We start from the raw sequence: 24469 nt of genomic DNA on the forward strand, positions 1-24469 counted from the left end.
GGACAGCGGAATCGAGTGTGAGCACTCCCACTGACAAGCGGCTACGAGGTCGCGTTGCGTAGTCGTGAGTGGACGAGCGCACTCAGGACGGTTCGCGGTCGAGTTCCAGGGCGAGGTAGAAGTCCACGCGGGTCGGGAACTCGGCGAGGTCCCGACCGGTGATCTCCTCGATCCGCTGGATCCGGTAGCGCAGCGTGTTGACGTGCACGTGGAGCTGCTTGGCGCAGCGCGACCACGATCCCGAGCAGTCCAGGAAGGTCCGCAGGGTGTGCACCAGGTCCGAGCTGTGCGCCGCGTCGTAGGCCACCAGCTCCGCCAGCAGCCGCTGCCGGTAGGACCGGCGCAGTTCGTCGGGCGTCGACGCGAGCAGCACCTCGTGCGACGCGAGCTCGGTCGCCGCGACGACCTCGGCGCGGCCTGGGCGGCGCTGCGCGAGCCGTCGGGCATAGCCCGCCTCTTCCAGCGCACCGCGCAGCGCGGTCGCCGGGCTGACGTCGCTGACGCCGACCGCCAGGCGCCGGTCGCCGAGGCCCGCTTCGGTGTCGGCGACTATGCGGCGCAGCTGCGCGTCGAGTTCCGCCAGGTGGGCCTCGTCGTCGACGAACAACGCCGCCGCGCCGTCGCCGAGCGCAGCGGTGACCGAGGCCATGCCGGTGGCCGCGGCGATCTCGCGCAGCAGCGTCGTCGACTCGGCTGGGTCACCGATGCCCGGGTCCCCGATGCCCAGGTCACCGAGCCGCAGTGCGACCGCTCGCAGCGGCTCGTCCGTCGGCAGCCCGGCGGTCTCCAACCGGGCTGCGACCTCGGTCGGGGTGGAGGTGCCGTCGAGCAGTCGCCGCAGCGCCGCCGCCACCGACCGGCCCGCGATCCGGCGCGCCTCGTCGACCCGCGCACGCACCAGCGCCACGACGGTGCCCAGGTCGGTGGCGACTGCCTCTTTCTCCTCGTCCCAGCCGGAAAGATCGCCGCGGGCCAGCACGAACCAGCGCGCGGCGCGCGGCTCGGCGTCGGATTCCACCGGCCACAGCACGCAGGTCTCGGTGGCGCGCACCGTGCGGGGCAGGTGGCCGGTCGCGAAATCGCGCAGCGCAGCGCGCCGCGTCGCCTCGGACAGCTCGGCGGTGCCGCCGACGACCCAGCCAGCCGCGGACAGCACCCAGCAGTCCGCGCCGAGCTCGTCGGCGGCCATCCGCAGCACCCGGTCCAGGTCGGCCCCGGCGGCAACCGCGGAGACCAGTTCCCGGCGCGGCGCGGCGCGGCGTTGGATCCGGTCGGCGAGGGCGTTGAAGCTGACCGCCAACGGCACCTCGAAGGCCGGTAGGCCGTGCCGTCGGCAGGCTTCGACGAGGTCCGGCGGGGCGTGGCCCAACCGCGCGGTGCCCGCCGCGAGCCCCGCCACACCCGCATCGACCAGCGCGGCGACGAACTTCTCCGAATCGCTCGGGTCGTTGCGCCAGACCAGCCCGCTGAGCACCAGCTCGCCGCCGTCCAGGTAGCGCCGGGGGTCGAGCAGATCGGTGATGTAAACGCCGCGGACCGGCCGATCCATCTGCTCCGCGCCGTTGAGCAGCACCAATCCGAGATCCGGATCGGAAAGGAGATCGCTTAGCAGCACCTGCGCACCTCAGAGTTCGGGCCCGCGCTCCACACCTGTGGAGGCGCGGGGAACCTGCGTCCAGCCGGGTCGCGGCGGCCGTCGGTCGCAACCTCCGGCCCGAGGCAGGCATCTGTTCCGGTGAGAACTCCGCTGCGCGTCGTGCGGCTGAGCCGGACTGCGCAGCGCAGCCATGCGTATTTGGAGAAACATACAACTCCAGCCCGGCTACCGGAAGGCTTTTTCGGGCCTTCCACCGCTAGTCAACGCCAGTCCCCCGGTTGTGTACTGACTCACACCTTTTCACCAGCCGTGACAAGGAGACCAGCAGTGGAATTCCTCCGCCCCGCCTCGTGGCGGGAGGCGCTCGAAGCCAAGGCCGCGCAGCCGGACGCGACACCGATCGCGGGCGGCACCGATGTGATGGTCGAGATCAACTTCGCCCGCCACCGCGCCAGCGCGCTGCTCGACCTCACCCGGATCCCCGAGCTGGCGGACTGGTCGGAGGTGGGCGGGCGGCTGCGCATCGGCGCGGGCCTGTCCTACACCCGCCTGATCGACGAACTCGGCGAGCGGGTGCCGGGCTTGGCGATCGCCAGCCGCACCGTCGGCTCACCGCAGATCCGCAACCGCGGCACGCTCGGCGGCAACCTCGGCTCCGCCTCCCCCGCCGGCGACGGCCACCCGCCGCTGCTGGCCAGCGACGCGCAGATCGAGGTCGAGTCGGTGCGCGGCGCGCGGTTGATCCCGGCGACGGAATTCTTCACCGGCGTCAAGCGCAACGCGCTGGCCGCCGACGAGCTGATCGCCGCCGTGCACCTCGCCCCGGCCACCGGGCCGCAGCAGTTCTCCAAGGTCGGCACCCGCAACGCGATGGTCATCGCGGTGTGCACCTTCGCGATCGCGCTGCACCCCGACGAGCAGCGGGTCGGCACCGGGATCGGTTCGGCCGCTCCGACGCCGCTGCGCGCTCTGGCGGCCGAGGAGTTCCTGGGCGCCGAACTGGACTGGCGGCGGCGACGGCCGCTGGCGGAGGGGGCCGCCCGCCGATTCGGCGAACTCGTCGCGCAGGCCGCCGCGCCGATCGACGACGTGCGCGGCACCGCCGACTACCGCCGACACGCCCTGGCCGTGATGGCCCGGCGGACCCTGACCTGGGTCTGGCACGAGCACTGTTCCGGGAGGCAGGAATGCGCCTGAAGTTCACCGTCAACGGACAACCGCACCAGGCCGACGACGTGTGGGAGGGCGAAAGCCTGCTGTACGTGCTGCGCGAGCGGCTCGGCCTGCCCGGCTCGAAGAATGCTTGCGAACAGGGCGAATGCGGCTCCTGCACGGTCTACCTGGACGGTGTCGCGGCGTGCGCCTGCATGGTCGCGGCCGGACAGGCCGAGGGGCGCGAAGTGCGCACCGTGGAGGGGCTGGCCGACGGCGAGCGGCTCGACGAGGTGCAGCAGGCGTTCATCGAGACCGGCGCGGTCCAGTGCGGTTTCTGCACGCCGGGCCTGCTGGTGCAGACCCACGACCTGTTGGCCCGCACGCCGAATCCCTCCGATGCGGAGATCCGGGAGGCGCTGGCCGGGAACCTGTGCCGCTGCACCGGTTACGAGAAGATCATGGATGCGGTGCGGCTCGCTGCCCAGCGGAAGGCCAACGCATGAGCAACGCCGTGCCAACCCCAGTCCCCCGCTCAACCGCACCCCAGGGGACCGTGACGCAACCCAGCCACAAGAAACCGCAAAACGGAAGAATTGGGCTGGACGTCACCACCACTGCAAATCGCGGAGAGGCGGGACAGACCGTCATCGAGGGCGGCGCCGTGGTCGCCGTAGACGACGCGGGCACCGAGTTCACCGAGGGCCACGTCGTCGTCGAGGGTGACCGCATCGCGGCGGTCGGCCCCGGTTCGGCGCCCGCGCAGCACGGCCCGGTGCGGCGCATCGACGCGGCCGGTTGCCTGGTCACACCCGGTCTGATCAACACCCACCACCACCTCTACCAGTGGGCCACCCGCGGCTACGCGGCCGACGCGACGCTGTTCGACTGGCTGACCGAGCTGTACCCGGTGTGGGCGCGCCTCGACGAGGAGATCACGCACGCCGCCGCGTCGGCGGGCCTGGCCCGGATGGCGTTGTCGGGCTGCACCACGGCCGCCGACCACCACTACGTATTCCCGCGAGACGGCGGCGACGTGTTCGGCGCGGTGGTCGCCGCCGCCGAGCGGATCGGCGTGCGGCTGCACGCGGTGCGCGGCTCGATGGACCGGGGCCGCGCGCACGGCGGGCTGCCCCCGGACTCCGTCGTCGAGGACCTCGACGACGCGCTGGCCGGGACCCAGGAAGCGATCGACCGGTTCCACGACCCGGAGCCGGGCGCGCAGGTGCGGGTCGCGGTTGGCCCGTGCTCGCCGTTCTCGGTGAGCACGGACCTGATGCGCCAGGCCGCCGAACTGGCTCGCCGCAACGGGGTCCGGCTGCACACCCACCTCGCCGAGACCGCCGACGAGGAGCAGCGGTGCCGGGCCGAGTTCGGCCGCACCCCGGTCGAGTACGCCGACGAGCTCGGCTGGCTCGGTCCGGACGTGTGGCTGGCGCACACGATTCACCTGTCCGACAAGGCGATAGCCAGGATCGGCGAGACCGGCACCGGCGCCGCGCACTGCCCGAGCTCCAACGGACGGCTGGGCGCCGGGGTCGCGCCGGTCCGGCAGCTGATGGACGCAGGTGCCCCCGTCGGGCTGGGAGTCGACGGGGTCGCCTCCAACGAGGCCGGTGGTCTCGGCGAGGAGCTGCGGCAGGCCTTGCTGAGCGCACGCGCCCGCTACGGACCATGGGCGCTGTCGGTGCGGGATGCGCTGTGGCTGGCCACCCGTGGCGGCGCGCGCTGCCTCGGCAGGGACGACGAGCTGGGTTCGTTGCAGCCCGGCAAGCTCGCCGACATCGCCGTCTGGCAGCTGCACGGCCTCGACCACGCGGGCATCGCCGACCCGGTCGCCGCGCTGGTGCTCGGCCGGCTGCCGAAGCTGGCGCGCCTGCTGCGCGGCGGCACCGCCGTCGTCGAGAACGGTCGGCTGGTCACGGCGCCGGAAGCCGATCTCACCCGAGAACTCCACCGGGCCAGCGCCCGAATCCGCACCCTGGAGGCGTCATGAGCGAAAACCCTTCCCCCTCGCGCATGACGAGCCGACCGGGTGCGGATGTCCCGCAATCCACCGGAGGTGTCCGCATGAGCAGCCACGCGCCTGCTCGCAGTCCGCAGGAGCTCAACGACACCATCGGCGGCGGCATCGGCGAATCCCCGCTGCGGCCGGACAGCGCGATCAAGGTGCGCGGGGAGTTCGCCTACGCCTCGGACCTGTGGGCCGAGGACATGCTGTGGGGAGCCACGCTGCGCAGCCCGCACCCGTACGCGCGGATCAAGTCGATCGACATCGGTCCGGCGATGCGGATGGCCGGGGTGCAGACCGTGCTCACCGCCGAAGACGTGCCGGGCGAGAACCGCTACGGCCTGAAGCACGCCGACCAGCCGGTGCTGGCCGCGGACGTGGTGCGCTACAAGGGCGAAGCGGTCGCGCTGGTCGCCGCCGACCACCCGGAAACGGCGCGGCGCGCGCTGGCGCGGATCGTCGTCGAGTACGAGGTGCTGGAGCCGGTCGTGGACGCCGAGCGGGCCGCACACGACGACACGCTGCCGAAGCTGCACCCGGACGGCAACGTGGTGCGCCACCAGAAGATCCGCAAGGGCGACCCGAACGCCACCGCCGAAGTCGTGGTGTCGGGGGTGTACACCGTCGGGATGCAGGACCAGGCGTTCCTGGGGCCGGAATCGGGGCTCGCCATCCCGGCGGAGGACGGCGGCGTCGACCTGTACCTGGCGACCCAAGACCTGCACTCCGACCTGCGGCAAACCGCGCGGGCGCTGGGTCTTGCGCCGGAGAAGGTGCGGATGACGATGTCCGGGGTCGGCGGCGCGTTCGGCGGCCGGGAGGACCTGTCGATCCAGGTCCACGTGTGCATGCTGGCGCTGCACCTGGGCAAACCGGTCAAGATGGTCTACAACCGCGAGGAGTCGTTCTACGGCCACGTGCACCGGCATCCGGCCAAGATGTACTACGAGCACGGCGCGACGCGCGACGGGAAGCTCGTGTACGTCAAGGCCACGCAGTACTTCGACGGCGGTGCGTACGCGTCGAAGACCCCGGTGGTGGTCGGCAACGGCACCACACTCGGCGTCGGCCCCTACGACGTGCCGAACGTGGACATCGAGGGCTGGGGCCTCTACACCAACAACCCGCCGTGCGGTGCGATGCGCGGACTCGGCGCCGTGCAGCCGACTTTCGCGTACGAGTCCCAAATGGACAAGCTCGCCGCCGCGTTGGGCATGGACCCGGTCGAGGTGCGCATCCGCAACGCGATCGAACAGGGCGACTCGATCCCGACCGGGCAGGTGCTGGACTACCCGGCGCCGGTCGCGGAACTGCTGGAGCGGGTGCGCGCGCTGCCGATGCCGCCGCAGCGCACCGGTCCGGTGGACATCCGGGAGCTGCCGGGTGGGGCGTCCAACACGACGCACGGCGAAGGCGTGGTGCGCGGTGTCGGTTACGGCGTGACGCTCAAGAACATCTGCTACGCCGAAGGCGCCGACGACTTCTCCACCGCACGGGTGCGGCTGCAGGTCATCGGCGGCGAACCGGCGGCCATGGTGCACACCGCCGCCGCCGAGGTCGGGCAGGGCCTGGTGACGGTGCAGCAGCAGATCGCCCGCTCCGAACTCGGCGTCGAACGGGTCACCATCCACCCCAACGACACCAGCGTCGGCCCGGCCGGGTCCAGCTCCGCGTCGCGGCAGACCTACGTCACCGGCGGCGCGGTCAAGGCCGCCTGCGACGCCGTGCGGCAGGCGCTGTTCGAGCGGGTCGCCGAACGCTACGACGCCGATCCCGCGCAGCTTTCGTTGCAGGGCGGCAAGGTCATGTCCACGGCCACCGGGGTGCTGGCCGATCTCGTCCAGGTGCTCGGCGACGACGTGGTCGAGCGGACCCGCGAGTTCCACCACCGGGAGACCTTCCCGATGGACGACACCGGACGCAGCGAGCGGGTGCAGGTGCAGCACGCGTTCTCCGCGCACCGCGCGGTGGTCGATGTGGACGTGGAGCTCGGGCTGGTGAAGGTGGTGCAGCTGGCCTGCGCCCAGGACGTCGGCCGGGCGATCAACCCGGACGCGGTGCTCGGCCAGATCCAGGGCGGCTCGGCGCAGGGCTTGGGACTGGCGGTGATGGAGGAGATCAAGGTCGCCGACGGGCACATCCGCAACCCCTCGTTCACCGACTACCTGATCCCCACGATCCTGGACATGCCGCCGATGGAGATCGACGTCATCGAGCGCGGCGACCCGAACGCGCCGTACGGGGTTCGCGGGGTCGGCGAGCCGCCGACGATCTCCACCACCCCGGCGGTCGTGGCGGCCATCCGCGCCGCCACCGGCAAGGAACTGGCGCACACCCCGGTTGCCCCAGAGCACATCGTGTGACGCCAGCCGTTGCGGCGGGCCGTCGCCGCAGCATCTCCGAATATCCGTGGAATCCCTAGGAGTGAACCAATGTCCGTGGACGTCGCGACGGGCGCCGAGCAGGATTGGATGGCTCGCGCCATCGAGCTGGCCACGACCAACGTGGACTCCGGCGGTGGTCCCTTCGGCGCGTTGATCATCCGGAAGGGCGAGATCATCGCCACCGGCACCAACCAGGTGACCGTCGACCTCGACCCGACCGCGCACGCCGAAGTCACCGCGATCCGCAACGCCTGCCGGGTGCTGGGCACGTTCCGGCTCACCGGCTGCGTGCTGGTGACCTCGTGCGAGCCGTGCCCGATGTGCCTGGCCTCGGCGCTGTGGGCGCGGGTCGACCGGGTGCTGTTCGCCGCCGATCGGGACGACGCCGCCGATGCGGGCTTCGACGACCGCGCCTTCTACGAGGCGTTCAAGGATCCCGAAACGAAGTGCCCGACGCCGGTGCGCCGGGTCGAGGTGGCCAACCGCAACGCGGCTTTCGACGCCTGGCGCGGCAAGGCCGACCGGGTGGACTACTAGCGTTGACCGCTCGAATTCCCACCAGCTGAAGAAGTTCCTGAGACGCCTTGCGAAAAGGTGTCGGGCCGACGACCGGGTCGCTCCGACGCCTGCGGGCGGGTCCCGCGATTGACGGGTCCTGGTCCGTCCGCCGACTGCGAAAACCTCGCGGGACGGCAGAAATCCAATCGATCAAACGCCCCGAACCGATTTCGGCGATTTCCCGCCGGGCTCCCGCATGCCCGGACGGCGCCGGAAAGCAGTCCGGGTGGGACCGCGGTTTCGGCGGTGCCGCACGGGGGCGCCCACCGGCATGGGAGGGCTCAATGACCCAGCAGTTGCGACCCGCGGAATCCACCCGGACATCCGGATTGGATCGCTTCTTCCGCATCACCGCGCGCGGCTCCACGTTCTCCCGCGAATTGCGCGGCGGCCTGACGACCTTCGTCGCGATGGCCTACATCGTGATGCTCAACCCGCTGATCCTCGGCTCGTCCGCGGACGCCACCGGCGCCCAGCTGACCCCGGAACAGCTGACCACCGCCACCGCGGCCACCGCCGGGGTGATGACCATCGTGATGGGCCTGGTCGGCAACGCGCCGCTGGCGCTGGCCGCCGGGCTCGGTGTGAACGCGGTCGTCGCCTTCACCATCGCGCCCGCCATGACCTGGGCGCAGGCCTTCGGCCTGGTGGTGCTGGAAGGCATCGTGATCGTCGTCCTGGCGGTCAGCGGCATCCGGGAGAAGATCATCAACGCCATCCCGGCGCCGCTGAAAACCGCGCTGACCGTTGGCATCGGCCTCTACATCGCGCTGATCGGGCTGGTCAGCGCCGGATTCGTGACCCGGAAGCCGGATGCGGCCAACACCACGGTGCCGGTCCAGATGGGCCAGGGCACCGAAGGTCACCTGGTCGGCGTGCCGATCGCGATCTTCTGCCTGAGCCTGCTGATCATGCTGGTGCTGCTGGCCCGCCGGGTACCTGGCGCGATCCTGATCGGCATCGCCGTGAGCACCGCGATCGCGATCGCGGCGGGCGCCGCCTTCGGCATCGACCCGAAGGACTGGGGCACGATCGTGCCGGAACTGCCGGACCACCTCGTCGGCAGCCCGGACTTCAGCCTGTTCGGCAACGTCGACCTCTTCGGCGGGTTCGCCTCGGCCGGTGGCATCGCGGCCACCGTCTTCCTGTTCACCCTGGTGCTTTCCGGGTTCTTCGACGCGATGGGCACCATCACCAGCGTCTCGTCGGAGGCCGGGCTGGTCCGCGGCGGCAAGGTCGAGGGCATGGGCCGGATCCTGGCCGTCGACGGGGTGGCCGCGGCTGCGGGCGGGCTGGCCGGATCGGCGCCGAACACGGTGTTCCTGGAGTCGGCGACCGGCGTCGCCGAAGGCGCGCGCACCGGCCTGGCCAGCGTGGTCACCGGCCTGCTGTTCTGCGCGACGCTGCTGTTCACGCCGCTGGCCGCGGTAGTACCCGCGCAGGCCGCCGCACCGGCGCTGGTGATCGTCGGCGGGCTGATGATGGCGCAGGCCCGGCACATCCCGTGGGAGGACGCGGACTACGTCATCCCGGTGTTCCTGACCATCGCGGTCATCCCGTTCACCTACATGATCACCAACGGCATCGGTGCCGGGCTGATCGCCTTCGCGGTGATCAAGGTCGCGCGCGGCAAGGTCCGGGAGATCGGCTGGCTGGTCGGCGTGCTCGCCGCGGTGTTCGCGCTGTACTTCGGTGTCGAGGGCATCGAAGCCCTGGTGCGGTGACCGGCGGTACTGTCCGTTGGGTGGGTGCGTGCACAGGTGTCGCGGGAGTCGTGCTGGCAGCGGGCGCGGGGCGCCGCTTCGGGATGCCGAAAGCGCTGGTGGAGTACCAAGGGACGCTGCTGGTCGACCGCGCCGCGCAGGTCCTCGCCGCAGGGGGCTGCGCGCCGGTCGTGGTGGTCCTCGGCGCCGCCGCCGACGAGGTCCGCGAGCGCGCCGAGCTGACCGGGGCGACCGTCGTGATCAACCCGGACTGGCCCAGCGGCATGGGTTCGTCCCTGCGCACCGCGCTCGACGCGCTCGCGCAGACCGATGCGGTCGCCGCCCTCGTGCTGCCGGTGGACATGCCAGGCATCGGTCCGGAAGCCGTTCGCCGCGTCGCCGCGCACGCCAGCACCAGCGCTCTCGCCGCCGCCGCACACCACGACACGCGCAGCCACCCGGTGCTGCTCGGTCGGGACCACTGGGCCGGTGCCCGCGCCGCGGCCACCGGTGATGCCGGTGCCCGCGGCTACCTGAAGGGGCGCGAAGTCGCACTGGTGTTTTGCGACGATGTATCAGAAGGCTTCGATATCGACGAACCCGAAGACCTCCGCCGGATCAACCCGTAGAGTCGACTGCCACGCGTGACCGACGCGGTACTCTGCGTAGTGCCGGATTGCTCCCGACACATCCCAGTTTCCGTGATCGACATCACACGACAGCCCGAGCGAGTCCGAGGCAGAGGCATTCATGGCAAACGGACACATCACCGCCAACTACGTGCGCGACGGAGAAGACTGGCTGGTCACCGTCACGACCGGTTCCGACCGCCGCACGGCCCGCGCACCCGGGCTGATCGCGGCGCGGGACCAAGCCGACCAGCTCATCGAGCAGCTCGCCCCGAACTCGACGGGCCGCGTGGTGATCCACCTGCTCGCCGGCGACGGCTTCGCCTTCACCACCGCCTACCTGCAGGCCCGGCACGGTCTGTCCGACGAGGCGACCCGCCAGGCAGCAGCTGCCGCAGTGGGCAACACGCGCAGCTCACGTGGCACCCGCGGCACCCGGTGAGCGCGCGCGACATCCTGACTGCGTGCACAGTGGACGAATCGTGCCCGGACTCTAGGATGTCCGTCGTGAACGCGCCGATGACAAGTGCACGCGAGGAGGAAGCAGCGTTGGCCAGCGCCGAACCGAGCCGCCCTGCCGCCGGTCGGGGCCGCCCGCGGGATGCCACCCGCGACGCCGCGCTGCGCCAGGCCGCCATGGAGGTGTTGGCCCAGGTCGGCTACCGCGCGCTGACCATGGACGCCGTGGCCGCGCACGCGCGAGCCGGCAAGGCCACCATCTACCGCCGCTGGGACTCCAAGCTCGACCTGGTCATCGACACCTGCAACCAGCTGGTGCAGCGCAGCATTCCGGAACCGGACCAGGGCTCCATCGAAGGCGACCTCGGCGAATTCCTCCGCGGCTTCGCCACCTTCCTCACCGGCCCGGCGGGCAAGGCCGCCCAGGCGCTGGTCGGCGAGCTGCCGCACGAACCCGAACTGGCCGCCGCGTTCCGCGAATCCTTCCTGCTGCCGCAACGCGACGTGCTGCGCCGAATCATCGAGCGCGGCGTGCGGCGCGGCGAGATCCGCGCCGACGCACCGATCGACACGGTCGTCGAACTCGCCGGTGCGGGGCTGATCCACCGCCTGATGCTCACCGGCGAACCACTGGACACCCGCTTCGTGGACCGACTGCTGCGCGAGGCGCTGCTGCCGCTGCTGCGCGGCCGATCCGCACCGGGGGCGTGACCGCCGCCGCGGTGCGGAAATTCGCTGACCGAACCGAAAATCGCGGGCTAGGGTGGCACGCGGTGATAGGAGGTCTGCGTGACGCACGGATCGGTATCGGGACTGAGCCGCTGGCCGGTGAAATCGCTGCGCGGCGAGCACATCAGCGCCGCCCGCTTCGATGCGCGCGGCATGGCTGGTGACCGCGCCTACGCACTGCTCGACGAGCGCCCCACGCGCGCTGGCAACGTGCTGACGGTCCGGCAGAATCCCGAGATGCTCGGCTGGGCGGCCAGCTACGGCGACACCGCCGACCCGACCGGACCACCGACCCTGCGAGCCCCGGACGGCGCCGAATGGTCCTGGCAGGATCCAAAACTCACCGACGTCCTCGCCGAGTCGCTGGGAATTCCGCTCAGCCTGCGCGCCGCCGACGGACAACAGGACCGCGGGCCGACCGTGCTCGTCACCTTCGAAGCCTCCCGCGCCGAGCTGGGCGAGGAGCTGGGCGCCGACATCGATCTCCGCCGGTTCCGGACGAACCTGCACGTGGCCGCCGACCAACCGGCGTTCGCCGAAGAGGACTGGGAACCCGGCACCGTGCTCACCGCGGGAGAAGCGGAACTGACGGTCACCGGCGACTATTCGGGACCGTGCATCCGCTGCGCGGTCCCGAGCTGGGACGCCGAAGGCCGACAGCGGTGGCGGGACCTGCAAACCCACCTGATCGGCCGACACGACAACAAGTTCGGTGTGATCATGCGCGTGACCCGACCAGGCGTGGTGCACCAGGGCGACACCGTGTCGGTGTCGTAGAACCTTCGCGGGTCTCCGGGGCGGCGCACCCCCGAAGACCCGCTCACCTCACCGAAACAGCTTGCGCACCAACGCAATGGTGACGATCGCGCCGACACCGATCAGGACGTAGCGCACCCTCGGGTCGCTGAGCTTCTCCTGCACGCTGGACTTGCCCTGCTCGACGAACCGCTTCGGATCCGCCTTGACGCTCAACTGGTCGAGCGTCGCGGCCAGCGCTTCACGCGCTTGCTCGATGTCGCGCTCGATGGTGTCTGGATCACGGGCCACGTGTCCTCCTCACGTTCACCTGGCTGCTGACACCGTAGAGCACCGCCGAACCGGCGACGCACCAGCGGTTCGCGTGTCGTGCCCGGCACCCGGTCGGGGAACGCCTGCCAACGAAGATCACCGCACCCGCTAGGCTGTGCAAAGCGGGGCCGTAGCCCAATTGGCAGAGGCACTAGGTTTAGGTCCTAGCCAGTGTGGGTTCGAGTCCCACCGGCCCCACGAGGCGGCGAACGCTGCTCGCCGCAGCTGCGGCTTCGCCGTTGCCCGGCTTGTTGGTTGCGGGGGCCGAGCCCCCGCAGACCTCGAAGCGGCAGGCTGTTCGACCGATGTCACGGATAGTCGAGGCATTGCGCGATCACCTCGTGAGATCGCTGGTCCGCGGGAGCCTTTACAACGCGGTGCGGGACGACCTGCCTGGCGAGCTGGGCACGGTCGCGCGGATCACCAGCCAGACCGAAAAGGTCCGGCAGCTCAGCTCCGGGCTGCTGATCTCGACGAGCTCGGTCGCGCTCACCCTCGTCGCGGCAACGATCGGCATGTTCTCGCTGGTGCCGGTGGTCAGCTTGATCATCCTTGCGACATCGGCCATTTCCGGGCTCCTGATCGCCTGCATATCCCGAGTGTGGAAGCGGCGCTACGAGCAGGCGCTTCGGACCGAGGAACGACTCAGCGAGCGTGCCGGTGACGTCCTCGGCGCGCTGCGGGATGTCATCGCCAACGATGGCAGCAAGCGCGCCGAGTCCGATTTGGACGACGTACTTAGGACGCATGCCGGTGCATTGACCAAGGTAGCCAGCATCGGCGGGATCAGGGTCGGCGTCATCGGCCTAACCGGTCGAGTCCCGCTGGTGATGCTTTTCATCCTCGCCCCGTGGCTGCTGTCGTCGGGCCAGCTCAGCGCGGGAGCACTGCTCGGCGCGGCGACATACCTGATGTCCGGGCTGGAACCGGCGCTGCGGACGCTGATCAACACGGTCGGCAACGTAGGTCTGGAACTGGTCACCGTGTTGAACCGGCTCGCTCGGTACAGCGTCGCTCACGAACTCCTGCCGGGCGGCACCCTATCGGTGGATCGCTACGACCTCGGGCTGGAGCGCGTGACCTTCCGCTACGGCCCGCATGCCCACCCCGTGTTGCGGGAGGCCAACCTCCGCATCCGCGAAGGGGAACACATCGCCGTCCTCGGTACCAGCGGCATCGGGAAGTCCACTTTGGCCAGTTTGCTCGCGGGCTTGGAGTCACCGCAAGAAGGTGTGGTCCGACTGGGCGGGATCGAACTGGACAGGCTCCGCGCCCCGTGGCTGCGATCGGTGATCGCACTGGTCCCACAGCAGGCGTACGTCTTCGCGGGCACTGTGCGGGAAAACCTCACCTACCTCGCACCGGAGGCAGCGGACGCTAAACTGGACGAGGCGGTGCTCGTGATCGGGCTGGAAGAACTCGTTGCCGAGCACGGCGGCTATGACGGGGAGATCAACCCCGATGCGCTCACCGGAGGCCAGCAGCAGCTGGTGACCCTGGCAAGGGTTTACCTGTCCCCGGCGCGCGTCATCATCCTGGACGAGGCGACGTGCCACTTGGACCCGGCGGTCGAAGAGCGCGCCGAACGTGCTTTCGCGCGTCGTTCCGGCACCCTCGTCGTGATCGCGCACCGGATCAGCTCGGCGCTGCGGGCGGATCGGGTCCTGCTGCTGGACAACACGGGTCTTCACGCTGGCACGCACGGAATGTTGCTCCGCAGCTCACCGACGTACGCCAACCTGGTCGGGCATTGGTACCCCAACGACGTTGGGGATATTCCGCGAAACGCACCCGCCTCAGGCACGTCCGGCGCGGGCACCATCCGCTTCAGCAAGCTCAGCTGAACCGGCCACCGCGGGGGCCGACCTCACGGTGCGGTGGTCACCTCTCATCGGCTTCTCGCCTATCGAGATCCGCGGTCGGGCGGAGCTGCTCAGCCCGCGTCCGCTGGCAGCGCGCGAAGTGGCGATCGCCCGGACCTGCGGTGTCAGGCGACGGGGCTGTGCGGCGGGCGGAAGTTCGCGTCGGGGCCGCCGAGGGTTTGGTGGCGCCTCGCCAGCAGCAGGTCGTGCGGTTGGCCGAGCGAGACGCGGCTGACCTCGTCCAGGTGCGCGAACTGGTCGTCGTCGAGCCGGACGTCCAGCGAACCGAGGTAGTCGTCCAACTGCTCCGGGGTGCGCGGTCCGATGACCGTCACGTACGGCGTCGCGGCGCGTTCGCCCAGCTGCCGGAGCCAGGCCGTGGCGACTTGCCCAGGCGGGATCGCCAGCTCCGCGGCGGTGGCCAGCACGGCGTCCACGATGCGCGTGGCCTGCTCGCTGGTCTCGGTGCGCACGAGGGACGGGAGCGCGGAGATCCGGCCGTCCTGCCCGCTGCGGTACTTGCCGGTCATCAGGCCACCGGCCAGCGGCGAGTAGAACGCGGCCCCCAGCCCGAGCGCCTGCGCCATGGGCAGGATGTCGCGGTCGCCGGTCCGCTCGACGAGGCTGTACTCCAGCTGCACGGCGGCGATCGGGCTGTAGCCGCGCAGTTCGGCGATGGTCGCGGCCCGGGCCGTGCGCCAAGCGGGGAAGTTCGACAGGCCGCCGTAGAGGATCTTGCCCGCTCGGACCAGATCGTCGAAACCCCGAACGATCTCCTCGATCGGGGTGACGCCGTCCGGGTAGTGCACCCACAGCAGTTCGATCCGGTCGGTGTTGAGCCGCCGCAGGCTCTGCTCGACGGCGAGAACCATGCTCCGGCGTCCGTTCCCGGTGGCCAGCACGCCCTGGTCGGGCGTGCCTCCGATGGCGAACTTGGTGGCCAGGGTGAACTGATCCCGCCTGCCGACCAGCAGTTCGCCGAGGATCTCCTCCGACTGCCCGGCCTGGTAGGACTCCGCGGTGTCCAGGAAGGTCCCGCCTGCTTCGGCGAACCGGTCGAGGATCTTGCGGGCCTCGGCCGCATCCGCGCCCACGCCCCAACGCGTGCCGAAGTTCCCGGTGCCGAGGGCCAGTTCGGAGACGCGCAATCCGTTGTTCCGGCCGAAGGTGAAGTGCTGCATGGCGACTGGCTTTCTGCGAGACGGGGCTGCAGCGTGGATCAGCAGCGCGGAGGCCGACGATCAACACCGATGTACATCGATCGCTCTACTTCGACCGTAGCACAACGGCGAAAACTTGTACAACGATCGCTATACTTGGCGCATGGGAACCCAGCTGGCATCGAACACCGCACCGCGACGCGGCGGCCGCGGGGCACGTGAGCGGATCCTCGAAACGGCCGTCGAGCTGTTCTACGACCAAGGCATCCACGCCACCGGCGTCGCCCAGATCGCCGAGGTGGCACACGTTTCCATCCGGACCCTGTACCAGCACTTCAAGAGCAAGAACGATCTCGTTGCGGCCTATCTGCGCCGGTTGGACATGGAGAGCCGACGCACCGCCGAGCAGCAGGTGCTGCGCACGGACCTCACACCGCGAGACCGCCTGCTGGCGATCTTCGACCGGCTCGAAGAGGATCATGGCGGCACCGTCCGAGGCTGCCCGTTCCACAACGCGGCCGTGGAAGCCGCCGGGGCGATGCCCGAAGTCGCACGCCTGGTGGCAGAGCACAAGGAGACGTTCCGCCAACGGCTGATCGAGGCCGCGGGCCAAGCAGGTGCCACCAACCCGGAGCGACTCGGCAGGCATTTGGCCGTCCTGTTCGAGGGCGCGACCGCACTGTCCACTTCCTGTGACGACAAAAGCATGATCAGCGATGCGCGCAGCGCAGCGGTCGCGTTGATCGACGCCGAATGCCCGGCTTGAGGCCCCGGCGATCAGCTCCGCACCCGCAACGAAAGTCGTGTTCCGAGCCGAGCACTCGCCCTGGTGCTCTCCGGGGGCGACCCGCATCAGCTACGCCCGGCGCGAGGACCGATCGCGGCGCTGCTGCCGAACCGGTCCGCGGCCGCCACCCCAGGGCGGAAGATCGTCCGCACCGGAACACTGTCAGCAAGCGCCGCCGAGCGGCTGGAGCTCGGTCGCCGCGTGGACCTGCTGGCCCACGTCGTCGCCCGCCGCGGCGTCGAGGACCGACTTGAGGAGGCCGGGGAACCGGCCGTCGAGATCCGCGCGGCGCAGCACGACGAAGCAGCGGGTGCCTTCCTTGCGGGTCAAGGTGATCCCGGCATCGCGCAGCACCCGCAGGTGGTGGCTCAGGGTGGATTTCGCGACCGGCGCCCGCAGTTCGCCCCAGCCGCGCTCCTGACCGTCGGAGAGCAGCCGCACCAACCCGACCCGGATGGGGTCGCTGAGCGCGCCCAGGACATCGGTCAGCTGGATCTCGCCGATGCGGGGATGCGGTGGCTGTCGCATGCTGCCGATGTTACCTTGTTCGATGTTCTACGAACATCGAACGATGGTCTGCCCTCCAACTCGTGCCGGTAGCAGAGCGGAAGGCAGACCCGGAAAGGGGCGTTGCGCGGATGGTCGACTTCGCTGATCGGGTCGTGATCGTCACAGGAGCTGGGTCCGGGATCGGCCGCGCCACGGCGATCGCGTTCGCGCATGCCGGTGCCCGGGTCCTCGGTGTCGGGCGCCGCCAGGACGCGCTGGCCGACACCGCAGCCGTTCACCCGGGCATCGCGACGTTGTCCGCCGACATCCGGGCCGACGACGCACCGCGGGCGGTCATCGACGCGGCGGCTGATCGGTGGGGCCGAATCGACGTCCTGGTCAACAACGCCGGTGCCACCACGTTCATGCCGCTGGCCGAGACGACCGCGGCACGCGTCAACGACCTGTTCGCCCTCAACGTCACGGCGCCCAGCCTGCTCGCCAGAGCCGCGCTGCCCCACCTGCGGGAGTCCCGGGGCTCGATCGTCAACGTCTCCAGCACCTTCGGGCACCGGCCGCTGCCCGGCGCGGCGCACTACGCCGCGACCAAGGCCGCCGTCGAACAGCTCACCCGCAGCTGGGCGCTCGAACTCGCTGGCGACCGCATCAGGGTCAACTCCGTCGCGCCGGGTCCCACCGAAAGCGAAGCGCTGGCCTCGTCCGGCCTTTCCGCCGACGCCGTCACCTCGCTCGAACAGGAGGAGGCGAGCCGCGTTCCGCTCGGCCGACGCGGCGAACCGACCGAAGTCGCCGAATGGATCGTGCGCCTCGCCGACCCCACCACCACCTGGCTGACCGGCCAGGTCCTCACCGTCGACGGCGGCCTCGAACTCACCTGACGGCTCACGACCCGGGCTCGGGTAGCCCGATGAACATCGTCTCGTGGAGTACTCGGACGTGGCGGTCGGCGATGTCGACCGCGGTGGCGGGGTCGCGGTCGCGCAGAGCGGCGACGAGACGGCGGTGCTCGTCGTTGGACTCGCGCAGGTAGTCCAACGGATACGGCAGGTAGAAGCGGTAGAGCTCGCGCAGCGCCTGCCCGTACTGCTCGATGGCCGACGGGACGCCGCTGGCCGCCGCGACCGCGAGGTGGAACTGCTCGTCGTAGCCGTGGAACTCGGCCCAGCTCTGCGCCGCGTCCATCGCCTCGACCAGCGCGGCGAGCCCGTCCAGGTGCTGCTGGTTGGCGTGGGCCGCCGCGAGATGCGTGATGCCGCATTCCAGCACGAGGCGATGGTCGATGAGCTTGCGCACTTCGGCCGCCGCCGACTGGTAGATCGCCGTCGCGCTCACCGCCGACTGCGCGGGCCGCGCGGCGACGCGCGTTCCGCCGCCCCGCCCCCTGATCCGCTCCAGCACGCCGTCGCCGACGAGCGACACGAGCGCACGCCGCGCGGTGATCTCGGAGACCTCCAGCGCCGCGGCGATCTGGTCGCTGGTCGGTAACCACTCGCCCGGCTTCAGCAGGTCGAGCTCCACGGCCAGCGCGATGCGCGCGCGCACGGTCTCCAAGGCGGAGAGTCGGCGGATTCCGGACAGCTCCGGTGCGGTGAGCCTGCCCGGAGACACCACAGGCTGGCTGGTGTTCGCGTCGATGCTGCCACGCATGAATCCCACTCTAACCGTGCATGCCGAGAAAACTGATCGAAATGAGCACTCTTGTTTAACTGCTCATCTTGCTCTATTTTTTTGGCATGCCTCGACCACTGCCCGTTGCACTCGCCCAGGCAACGCCCGTCGCGGCCACTGCGCCCTTCTCGGGCTTCGCCGCAGAGGTCGAGACGCTGGCCGCCAGCCTGTCGTCCCGCGGCGCACTCCTGACCTACCCCGAGCTGCACCTCTGCGGGGTGTCGGGCACCAGGGCCGAGCGGGACGCCCAGCTCAACGCCGCCGCCGAACCGCTGTCCGGCCCGCGCACCAAGCAGCTCGCCGAACTGGCGGGCGACCTGGGCATCTGGCTGCTGCCGGGCAGCGTGTGCGAGCGCGGCGACAACGGTGAGCTGTTCAACACCGCGCTGGCGTTCTCGCCGCAGGGCGAACTGGCGGCCGCCTACCGCAAGGTGTTCCCGTGGCGGCCCTACGAGCCCTACGACCCCGGCGATCACTTCGTGGTCTTCGACGCCGCCGGGATCGGCCGCCTCGGCTTCTCGATCTGCTACGACGCCTGGTTCCCGGAGACCGCCAGGCAGCTGGCCTGGCTGGGCGCCGAGGTGATCGTGAACCCGGTGCAGACGACCACCAGCGACCGCGCGCAGGAAATCGTCCTGGCCCGCGCCAACGCGATCATGAACCAGGTATACGTGCTGAGCGTCAACGCGGCCGGACCGGTCGGCACCGGTCACAGCCTCGTCGTCGACCCCGAGGGCCAGGTCCGCGCGCAAGCACCCGGCTCGGGTGCCACCCTGCTCACCGACGTGCTCGACCTCGACGCCGTCACCCGCACCCGCGAGGTCGGCACCGCCGGGCTCAACCGCATGTGGGCGCACTTCACCGACGCGGACGCACCATTGGAACTACCGCTCTACCAAGGCCGCATCGAGGCCCACCGCTGGACTCCGGCGACCCCGGAACCGCCACGCTGAGCGCACCACCACGATGTCCCGACAGCTGGAGCCAGCAATGCCCGACGCCACCCCGTCCCTGCGCCGTTCGCTGCGGCTCGGGTCGGTCGTCCTCTTCGGCCTCGCCTACATGACACCGCTGATCGTGCTCGGCACCTTCGGCATCGTCTCGGAACTCACCAGCGGCGCCACGCCGTCGGCCTACCTGCTCGCACTCGTCGCCATGCTGTTCACCGCCTACAGCTACGGCACCATGGCGCGCGCCCACCCGGTGGCCGGATCCGCCTACACCTACGTGCGCCGCACCATCGACTCCCGGGTTGGTTTCCTCGTCGGGTGGGTGGTGCTGCTCGACTACTTCTTCCTGCCGATGGTCATCTGGCTGATCGGCGCCACCTACCTGCAGGCCCAGTTCCCCTCGGTGCCGTTCTCGATCTGGATCCTCGCCTTCATCGCCGCCACGACGTGCCTGAACGTGCTGGGCATCAAGGTGGCGAACAAGGCCAACTTCCTGCTGATGGCCTTCCAGCTGCTGGTGGTGGCGATCTTCGTGGTGCTGTCGCTGCGGCACCTGCTCGTCGCCGATGGTCCGGGCGCATGGTTCAGCGGCGCGCCGTTCGCGAACGGTTTGACCACCTGGGGCGGCGTTTCGGCGGGTGCGGCGCTGGCCGCGTATTCGTTCCTCGGCTTCGACGCGGTGACCACGCTGACCGAGGAGACCGTCGACCCGCGCCGCACCATGCCGCGGGCCATCCTGCTCATCGCGCTCATCGGCGGCGGCATCTTCGTCCTCGTCGCCTACACGACGCAGCTGGTGCACCCCGGTAGCTTCGCGGAGCCGGACTCGGCGGCCTTCCAGATCGCCACGACCATCGCCGGGGACCTGTTCGCCGCGGTGTTCCTCGCGGGACTCGTCGTCGCGCAGTTCGCCTCCGGGCTCGCGGCGCAGGCGAGTGCCGCTCGACTGCTGTTCGCCATGGGCCGCGACGGGGTGCTGCCGCGCAAGGTGTTCGGCTACCTGCACGCCCGCTTCGGCACTCCGGTGTTCAACATCGTGCTCACCGGCGTGATCGGGCTCATCGCCCTCATGCTGGACGTGTCGACGTCGACCTCGTTCATCAACTTCGGCGCGTTCGTCGCCTTCACCGCGGTGAACGTGAGCGTGCTGGCCCTGTTCCTGCACGAACGCGTGGCGGGCCGACGGCCCCAGATCCTGTCGCACGTCGTGGTGCCGGTGATCGGCGCGGTGGTCGACGTCTGGCTGCTGGTCAACCTCGACCGGGCCGCGCTGGTGCTCGGCTCGATCTGGCTGGCCGCGGGCATCATCTACCTCACCTACCTGACCCGCCTGTTCCGCACCCCGCCCCCGACGATGGACCTCGCGGAACAGGTCGAATCGAAACCCGGCCCGGCGACCCGATAACGCCGGGCGCAACCGGTGGCAACCGGGAGGGGGGCATCGCGCGTCTACGCCAGCAGGACGGTTCTCACCTGCGATCGGAGACGTGATGGTCGGGAAATGCGGGAAGCGCACGATGTTCGTGGCCGCTGGCGCGCTGGCGCTGCTGGGGGCGGCGGTTCCGGCGACAGCCCAGCCGACGGACACCGCAACGGTGCGCGGATTGAACTTCTACGACCGAAACGTCGACGGCCGGTGGCAGACCGGCGAGCCCAGCGCCTTCAGCGCCGTTGGCCTGTACCACCTGGACGGCACGTCGGTGGCGACCGTCGGGACGAATCCCGATGCCACGTACGAGATTCCCGATGTGCCGCCCGGTCGGTACCTGGTCGGGATCAACCCGATCGGCTACCAGCTGACCACCCCGAGCGAGGTCGTCGTCGACGTGACCGCGGGCGGTACCAGCGTCGCCGACTTCGGCAAGCTCGGCGCCGACATCACCGGCGTGACCTGGCACGACGTCAACGCCGACGGACAGCGCCAGCCGGATGAGCCGCTGCTGCCGAACATCCAGTTCTGGATCGGCCGGTGGGGCAGCGGCAGCGACGGCACCGGGAACTACGCGTTGCGGAACGAGGGAACCAGCACCTACGTCCTGCGCTTCGTGCCACCCGAGGGCATGGCGTTCGCACCGCAGCACGTCGGTGCCCCCGAGACCGACTCCGATGCCGATCCGGCCGACGGCACCGCGACCGCCGTGATCGAGCTGGTCGACGGCAAGATCAACCAGGTGCCGAACCTCGACATCGGTCTGATCACCCAGTAGGCCGGGCTTCGTGCCGGGGCTCTACCGGTGCGGACGAGGGCGAGCTCCTAGTCGGCGACCGAGATCGCAGCGCGGATCGAGTCCGGATCGGACAGCTGGCGCAGCACGCAGTCGGCCAGATCCGCGCGCGAGATCCGGTTGCCGCCGCGAACGTTCCGGTTCGTCGCGGTCCGGTAGCGGGTGGTGCGCGGCCCGTCGGTGAGCATCGGCGGCCGGATGATCGTCCAGTCCGACTCGCTGGCCCGGACGACGTCCTCCATGTGCCCCATGTCGGTCCACGGGTGCTTCAGGATGCGCCACAGGATCGGCTTGACCACGTACTTGCTCATCGGACCGTCGCCGTCGGTGAGCATGCCGCTGGTGCTGACCACGAGGAACCTGCGCACGCCCGCGTCGGCCATCGCCGTGAGGATGCTGGTCGTGCTGTCGGTCTGGACCGTGATCGGCGGCTTGGTGCTGCGCGCACCGATCGCCGAGAGCACCGCGTCCCGCCCGGCCAGGTGCGGTCGGATCGCGGCGGGATCCATCACGTCGGCCCGCACCACCGACAGTTCCGGGTGCGCGTAGGTCAGCCGTGCCGGGTCCCGCACCACGGCGGTGACCTGGTGCCCCGCCGCGCAGGCCTGTTCGAGCAGGTGCTTTCCGGTGCCCCCGGTGGCGCCGAAGATCGTGATCCGCATGGTTTCCCCACTGGGTTGGTGAGTGTTCACTAACGCCGAAACCTTCCCGATCGCGGCGTCCCTGTTCTCCGAGCCGAACCTGCTGGCAGCACACCGCAACGCACTGCGAGACCGGCACCTCGGCCCCCACGTGGCCCGCGACGCCCTGGCGGCCTACCTCGCCGCCGAACAACGAGCAGGCGCGATCAACCCCGAAGCCGACCCCGCAGCGGCCGCCGCCCTACTCCTCGGCGCCTGCCTCCAGAACGCCTTCTTCCACCACTTCACCGAAACCCCGAACCCCGCCCCCCAAACCCTCGTCACAACCGCGCTCGTCGGGCTCGGGGGCGGTGGGGTGTCGGGGGGTGGTGGGAGGGTTGGGGGTGGTTGAGTTGGAGGTTGGGTATGGCGGAATCGGTGGTTTTCACTTCGCAGCGGTGGGGCCAGGGGGGTTCGCGTGCCGAGCCGCCGACCACCGGGACCGAGCTGGAGACGCTCAGCGCTTTCCTGGACTGGCATCGGGAGACCTTGGCGCTCAAGTGCGCCGATGTACCGCCCGCGCAGCTTTCCGCGCGGTTGATCGAGCCGTCCGGGCTGTCGCTGCACGGTTTGGTGCGCCACCTGGCCGGGGTCGAGCGGTGGTGGTTCCGGATCCAGTTCGCCCAGGAAGACGTTCCGCTGCTCTACTACTCGGACGACGATCCGGACCAGGACTTCGACGACGTGGGCGGCGACTTCGCGACCGCGCTGGAGATCTGGCAGGCGGAGTGCGCGCGCTCCCGCGAGATCGTGGCGGCGGCCGCCTCGCTGGACGAGACCGGCGTTCGCCGTTGCACCGGCGAGCCGATCTCGCTGCGTTGGGTCATGTGCCAGCTGCTCGCCGAGTACGCGCGGCACAACGGCCACGCCGACCTGCTGCGCGAACGCATCGACGGCAACACAGGCACGTGAACTGCTGGCGGGCGGCACCGGTCACCGGGCGGCCAGCCACTCCAGGGCCGCGGTGGTCATCGCGGTGACTCCGGTGGTGAGCGTCGGCTCGATGACCGGGGCGAAGAACGGCGAGTGGTTGGACGGGATGTCGCGGCTGAGCGTGCCCGCCTGCTTCGCCGCCAGGTACTCCGCTTGCTCGACGCCGCCGAAGAACCAGTAGCAGGTCGGCACACCGGCCGCGGTGCCGAACAGGCCGACGTCCTCGCTGCCGGTCACCGGATCCAGCTGGTACACGTGCTCGTCGCCGAGCTGCTTGCGCAGCGCCGCCGTGGTCCGGTCGGTGGCCTCGGGGTCGTTCACCAGCACCGGGAAGTCGGTGAGGCGTTCGAACTCCGGCTCGCGTTCGGCCCCGGAAGCCAGCGCCTCGGCGTGCACGATCCGCTTGACCGCACCGATCATCCGCTCCCGGACCTGCTCGTCGAACGACCGGATGTTGACCCGCAGTTCGGCCTGGTCCGGGATGATGTTGTCCTTGGTGCCCGCCCTGATCGCGCCGACGGTGACCACCGCGGTGTCGTCCCCGGCGACCTCGCGGGACACCACGGTCTGCAGCCGCATCACGGTCGCCGACGCCATCACGACCGGGTCGATGGCGTTCTGCGGCTGCGAACCGTGCGCGCCACGGCCGAACATGGTGATCTTCAGCCCATCCGCCGCGGACATGCTGGGGCCGCTGATCGTGCCCACCGATCCGGACTGGAACGGGAACACGTGCTGGCCGAGGCACACGTCGGGTTTGGCGAACCGGTCGAACAATCCGTCGTCGATCATCGCCTGGGCGCCGGCACCGATCTCCTCGGCTGGCTGGAAGATCGCCATGATCGTGCCGGACCACCGGTCGCGGGCGGTGACCAGCAGGTCGAGCGCGCCGAGCTGGCAGGTGACGTGCATGTCGTGGCCACATGCGTGCATCACCGGAACATCGTTGCCGTCCGGGTCGGTGCCGCGCTGGGTGCTGGCGTAGTCGAGGCCGGTCTGCTCCAGCACCGGCAGCGCGTCGAAGTCCGCGCGCAGCAGCACCGTCGGCCCTTCGCCGTTGCGCAGCACCCCAACCACACCGGTGCGGCCCACGCCCGTGGTGACCTCCAGGCCCAGGGCTCGCAGGCGGCGCGCAACCTCAGCGGCGGTCCGGTGTTCGCCGAAGGACAGCTCGGGATTGGCGTGCAAATCCTTGTAGAGAGCGGTCAGATCATCCCGGATGTCATCGAGTCGGCCCAGCACAGCACCAAGATCAGCCACAGCACCCTCCGTTCGTCCACCCCGACGGTAAGCGCGATAACCCACCCACACCAGAGTTGTTGAACAGGTGAAGGGCACCTTTGACCGAGTAAGCCGGTCAAAGGTGCCCAACACTGCTCACCCGACCGGGTCAGCGCCCTGTCT

25 protein-coding genes and 1 tRNA gene are annotated in these 24469 nt (G+C 70.2%); 19 read left to right on the plus strand and 7 right to left on the minus strand.

All coding sequences use genetic code 11. The annotated features are described in order from the left end of the window. Positions 1–82 precede the first annotated feature (82 nt). Entirely contained in the window at positions 83–1615 is a 1533-nt protein-coding gene (locus tag ACTWQN_RS29660) for a PucR family transcriptional regulator (RefSeq protein ID WP_443206902.1), read from the minus strand. Positions 1616–1924: 309 nt separating this feature from the next. On the opposite strand from ACTWQN_RS29660, the gene ACTWQN_RS29665 reads away from it, so the two are divergent. The 10 genes from ACTWQN_RS29665 (at position 1925) to ACTWQN_RS29710 (ending at position 11999) form a co-directional block, all read left to right on the plus strand. After that, positions 1925–2794, plus strand: coding sequence for an FAD binding domain-containing protein (locus ACTWQN_RS29665; RefSeq protein ID WP_443206903.1), 870 nt, complete (start codon positions 1925–1927; stop codon positions 2792–2794). Further along, positions 2785–3255: a (2Fe-2S)-binding protein gene (locus tag ACTWQN_RS29670; protein WP_443206904.1), complete on the plus strand. Its 471-nt coding sequence runs from the start codon at positions 2785–2787 to the stop codon at positions 3253–3255. Before ACTWQN_RS29665 ends, ACTWQN_RS29670 begins: the two co-directional genes overlap by 10 nt. Before the next feature lie 143 nt (positions 3256–3398). Beyond that, on the plus strand, positions 3399–4745 hold the full coding sequence (locus ACTWQN_RS29675) for an 8-oxoguanine deaminase (RefSeq protein ID WP_504230371.1): 1347 nt from the start codon (positions 3399–3401) through the stop codon (positions 4743–4745). A gap of 74 nt (positions 4746–4819) precedes the next feature. Beyond that, positions 4820–7123 carry a xanthine dehydrogenase subunit D gene (pucD, locus tag ACTWQN_RS29680; RefSeq protein ID WP_443206905.1) on the plus strand — a complete coding sequence of 768 codons (2304 nt, stop codon included), beginning with the start codon at positions 4820–4822 and terminating at the stop codon, positions 7121–7123. A 69-nt stretch (positions 7124–7192) separates the two neighbouring features. Then, positions 7193–7681 carry a nucleoside deaminase gene (locus tag ACTWQN_RS29685; protein WP_443206906.1) on the plus strand — a complete coding sequence of 163 codons (489 nt, stop codon included), beginning with the start codon at positions 7193–7195 and terminating at the stop codon, positions 7679–7681. A gap of 305 nt (positions 7682–7986) precedes the next feature. After that, complete coding sequence (locus ACTWQN_RS29690; RefSeq protein WP_443206907.1) at positions 7987–9426, plus strand: NCS2 family permease; 1440 nt, start codon at positions 7987–7989, stop codon at positions 9424–9426. 20 nt (positions 9427–9446) lie between these two features. Then, a complete protein-coding gene (locus tag ACTWQN_RS29695; RefSeq protein WP_443206908.1) occupies positions 9447–10034 on the plus strand; it encodes a nucleotidyltransferase family protein in 588 nt (195 codons plus the stop codon). A gap of 121 nt (positions 10035–10155) precedes the next feature. Continuing rightward, on the plus strand, positions 10156–10476 hold the full coding sequence (locus ACTWQN_RS29700; RefSeq protein WP_443206909.1) for a hypothetical protein: 321 nt from the start codon (positions 10156–10158) through the stop codon (positions 10474–10476). A 65-nt stretch (positions 10477–10541) separates the two neighbouring features. Continuing rightward, positions 10542–11204, plus strand: coding sequence for a TetR/AcrR family transcriptional regulator (locus ACTWQN_RS29705; RefSeq protein ID WP_443206910.1), 663 nt, complete (start codon positions 10542–10544; stop codon positions 11202–11204). 78 nt (positions 11205–11282) lie between these two features. Beyond that, positions 11283–11999 (plus strand): MOSC domain-containing protein, encoded by a 717-nt coding sequence (locus tag ACTWQN_RS29710; RefSeq protein WP_443206911.1) that lies wholly within the window; start codon positions 11283–11285, stop codon positions 11997–11999. Between the two features lie 48 nt (positions 12000–12047). Here ACTWQN_RS29710 and ACTWQN_RS29715 read toward each other — a convergent pair whose 3' ends face one another. Then, positions 12048–12269 (minus strand): DUF3618 domain-containing protein, encoded by a 222-nt coding sequence (locus ACTWQN_RS29715; RefSeq protein WP_443206912.1) that lies wholly within the window; start codon positions 12267–12269, stop codon positions 12048–12050. A 145-nt stretch (positions 12270–12414) separates the two neighbouring features. Here ACTWQN_RS29715 and ACTWQN_RS29720 point away from each other — a divergent pair. Together ACTWQN_RS29720 and ACTWQN_RS29725 are read left to right on the plus strand one after the other, a co-directional pair. Then, positions 12415–12488: transfer RNA gene (locus ACTWQN_RS29720), tRNA-Leu, on the plus strand. Positions 12489–12631: 143 nt separating this feature from the next. Further along, positions 12632–14134: an ATP-binding cassette domain-containing protein gene (locus tag ACTWQN_RS29725; protein ID WP_443206913.1), complete on the plus strand. Its 1503-nt coding sequence runs from the start codon at positions 12632–12634 to the stop codon at positions 14132–14134. A 143-nt stretch (positions 14135–14277) separates the two neighbouring features. Here ACTWQN_RS29725 and ACTWQN_RS29730 read toward each other — a convergent pair whose 3' ends face one another. Next, positions 14278–15333 carry an aldo/keto reductase gene (locus ACTWQN_RS29730; protein ID WP_443206914.1) on the minus strand — a complete coding sequence of 352 codons (1056 nt, stop codon included), beginning with the start codon at positions 15331–15333 and terminating at the stop codon, positions 14278–14280. Between the two features lie 142 nt (positions 15334–15475). Between ACTWQN_RS29730 and ACTWQN_RS29735 the strand changes: the two genes are divergently transcribed. Next, a complete protein-coding gene (locus ACTWQN_RS29735; RefSeq protein ID WP_443206915.1) occupies positions 15476–16078 on the plus strand; it encodes a TetR/AcrR family transcriptional regulator in 603 nt (200 codons plus the stop codon). 183 nt (positions 16079–16261) lie between these two features. Here the strand turns inward: ACTWQN_RS29735 and ACTWQN_RS29740 are convergent, their stop codons facing one another. Beyond that, on the minus strand, positions 16262–16627 hold the full coding sequence (locus ACTWQN_RS29740) for an ArsR/SmtB family transcription factor (RefSeq protein WP_443206916.1): 366 nt from the start codon (positions 16625–16627) through the stop codon (positions 16262–16264). Positions 16628–16737: 110 nt separating this feature from the next. Between ACTWQN_RS29740 and ACTWQN_RS29745 the strand changes: the two genes are divergently transcribed. Next, entirely contained in the window at positions 16738–17487 is a 750-nt protein-coding gene (locus ACTWQN_RS29745; RefSeq protein ID WP_443206917.1) for an SDR family NAD(P)-dependent oxidoreductase, read from the plus strand. Between the two features lie 4 nt (positions 17488–17491). Here the strand turns inward: ACTWQN_RS29745 and ACTWQN_RS29750 are convergent, their stop codons facing one another. Beyond that, positions 17492–18256, minus strand: a complete 765-nt coding sequence (locus ACTWQN_RS29750) for a FadR/GntR family transcriptional regulator (RefSeq protein ID WP_443206918.1) — start codon at positions 18254–18256, stop codon at positions 17492–17494. Between the two features lie 86 nt (positions 18257–18342). Here ACTWQN_RS29750 and ACTWQN_RS29755 point away from each other — a divergent pair, with 86 nt between their 5' ends. The 3 genes from ACTWQN_RS29755 to ACTWQN_RS29765 all read left to right on the plus strand — a co-directional run bounded on the left by ACTWQN_RS29755 (position 18343) and on the right by ACTWQN_RS29765 (position 21434). After that, positions 18343–19230, plus strand: a complete 888-nt coding sequence (locus ACTWQN_RS29755; RefSeq protein ID WP_443206919.1) for a carbon-nitrogen hydrolase family protein — start codon at positions 18343–18345, stop codon at positions 19228–19230. A gap of 37 nt (positions 19231–19267) precedes the next feature. Further along, positions 19268–20632 (plus strand): APC family permease, encoded by a 1365-nt coding sequence (locus tag ACTWQN_RS29760; protein WP_443206920.1) that lies wholly within the window; start codon positions 19268–19270, stop codon positions 20630–20632. Positions 20633–20717: 85 nt separating this feature from the next. Beyond that, positions 20718–21434: an SdrD B-like domain-containing protein gene (locus ACTWQN_RS29765; RefSeq protein ID WP_443207001.1), complete on the plus strand. Its 717-nt coding sequence runs from the start codon at positions 20718–20720 to the stop codon at positions 21432–21434. Between the two features lie 47 nt (positions 21435–21481). On the opposite strand, the gene ACTWQN_RS29770 is transcribed toward ACTWQN_RS29765, so the two are convergent. Next, complete coding sequence (locus tag ACTWQN_RS29770; RefSeq protein ID WP_443206921.1) at positions 21482–22114, minus strand: NAD(P)-dependent oxidoreductase; 633 nt, start codon at positions 22112–22114, stop codon at positions 21482–21484. Positions 22115–22136: 22 nt separating this feature from the next. Here ACTWQN_RS29770 and ACTWQN_RS29775 point away from each other — a divergent pair, with 22 nt between their 5' ends. Together ACTWQN_RS29775 and ACTWQN_RS29780 are read left to right on the plus strand one after the other, a co-directional pair. Next, a complete protein-coding gene (locus tag ACTWQN_RS29775) occupies positions 22137–22484 on the plus strand; it encodes a hypothetical protein (RefSeq protein ID WP_443206922.1) in 348 nt (115 codons plus the stop codon). A gap of 14 nt (positions 22485–22498) precedes the next feature. After that, on the plus strand, positions 22499–23044 hold the full coding sequence (locus ACTWQN_RS29780; RefSeq protein WP_443206923.1) for a DinB family protein: 546 nt from the start codon (positions 22499–22501) through the stop codon (positions 23042–23044). Between the two features lie 21 nt (positions 23045–23065). On the opposite strand, the gene ACTWQN_RS29785 is transcribed toward ACTWQN_RS29780, so the two are convergent. Then, the gene (locus tag ACTWQN_RS29785) at positions 23066–24325 is read right to left on the minus strand and encodes an amidohydrolase (protein ID WP_443206924.1); all 1260 of its coding nucleotides are present in this window, start codon (positions 24323–24325) and stop codon (positions 23066–23068) included. Between the last annotated feature and the right edge of the window lie 144 nt (positions 24326–24469).

The organism is Saccharopolyspora antiqui, assembly GCF_052246905.1.
In the GTDB taxonomy this organism is placed as follows: domain Bacteria; phylum Actinomycetota; class Actinomycetes; order Mycobacteriales; family Pseudonocardiaceae; genus Saccharopolyspora.

Excerpts from the sequence above, each read along its gene's own strand:
- pucD (WP_443206905.1), top strand. The coding sequence starts at position 4,820 with ATGAGCAGCCACGCGCCTGCTCGCAGTCCGCAGGAGCTCAACGACACC.
- ACTWQN_RS29745 (WP_443206917.1), top strand. The coding sequence starts at position 16,738 with ATGGTCGACTTCGCTGATCGGGTCGTGATCGTCACAGGAGCTGGGTCC.
- ACTWQN_RS29730 (WP_443206914.1), bottom strand. The coding sequence starts at position 15,333 with ATGCAGCACTTCACCTTCGGCCGGAACAACGGATTGCGCGTCTCCGAA.
- ACTWQN_RS29755 (WP_443206919.1), top strand. The coding sequence starts at position 18,343 with ATGCCTCGACCACTGCCCGTTGCACTCGCCCAGGCAACGCCCGTCGCG.
- ACTWQN_RS29780 (WP_443206923.1), top strand. The coding sequence starts at position 22,499 with ATGGCGGAATCGGTGGTTTTCACTTCGCAGCGGTGGGGCCAGGGGGGT.
- ACTWQN_RS29765 (WP_443207001.1), top strand. The coding sequence starts at position 20,718 with ATGGTCGGGAAATGCGGGAAGCGCACGATGTTCGTGGCCGCTGGCGCG.
- ACTWQN_RS29670 (WP_443206904.1), top strand. The coding sequence starts at position 2,785 with ATGCGCCTGAAGTTCACCGTCAACGGACAACCGCACCAGGCCGACGAC.
- ACTWQN_RS29735 (WP_443206915.1), top strand. The coding sequence starts at position 15,476 with ATGGGAACCCAGCTGGCATCGAACACCGCACCGCGACGCGGCGGCCGC.
- ACTWQN_RS29750 (WP_443206918.1), bottom strand. The coding sequence starts at position 18,256 with ATGCGTGGCAGCATCGACGCGAACACCAGCCAGCCTGTGGTGTCTCCG.
- ACTWQN_RS29740 (WP_443206916.1), bottom strand. The coding sequence starts at position 16,627 with ATGCGACAGCCACCGCATCCCCGCATCGGCGAGATCCAGCTGACCGAT.
- ACTWQN_RS29770 (WP_443206921.1), bottom strand. The coding sequence starts at position 22,114 with ATGCGGATCACGATCTTCGGCGCCACCGGGGGCACCGGAAAGCACCTG.
- ACTWQN_RS29700 (WP_443206909.1), top strand. The coding sequence starts at position 10,156 with ATGGCAAACGGACACATCACCGCCAACTACGTGCGCGACGGAGAAGAC.
- ACTWQN_RS29760 (WP_443206920.1), top strand. The coding sequence starts at position 19,268 with ATGCCCGACGCCACCCCGTCCCTGCGCCGTTCGCTGCGGCTCGGGTCG.
- ACTWQN_RS29690 (WP_443206907.1), top strand. The coding sequence starts at position 7,987 with ATGACCCAGCAGTTGCGACCCGCGGAATCCACCCGGACATCCGGATTG.
- ACTWQN_RS29685 (WP_443206906.1), top strand. The coding sequence starts at position 7,193 with ATGTCCGTGGACGTCGCGACGGGCGCCGAGCAGGATTGGATGGCTCGC.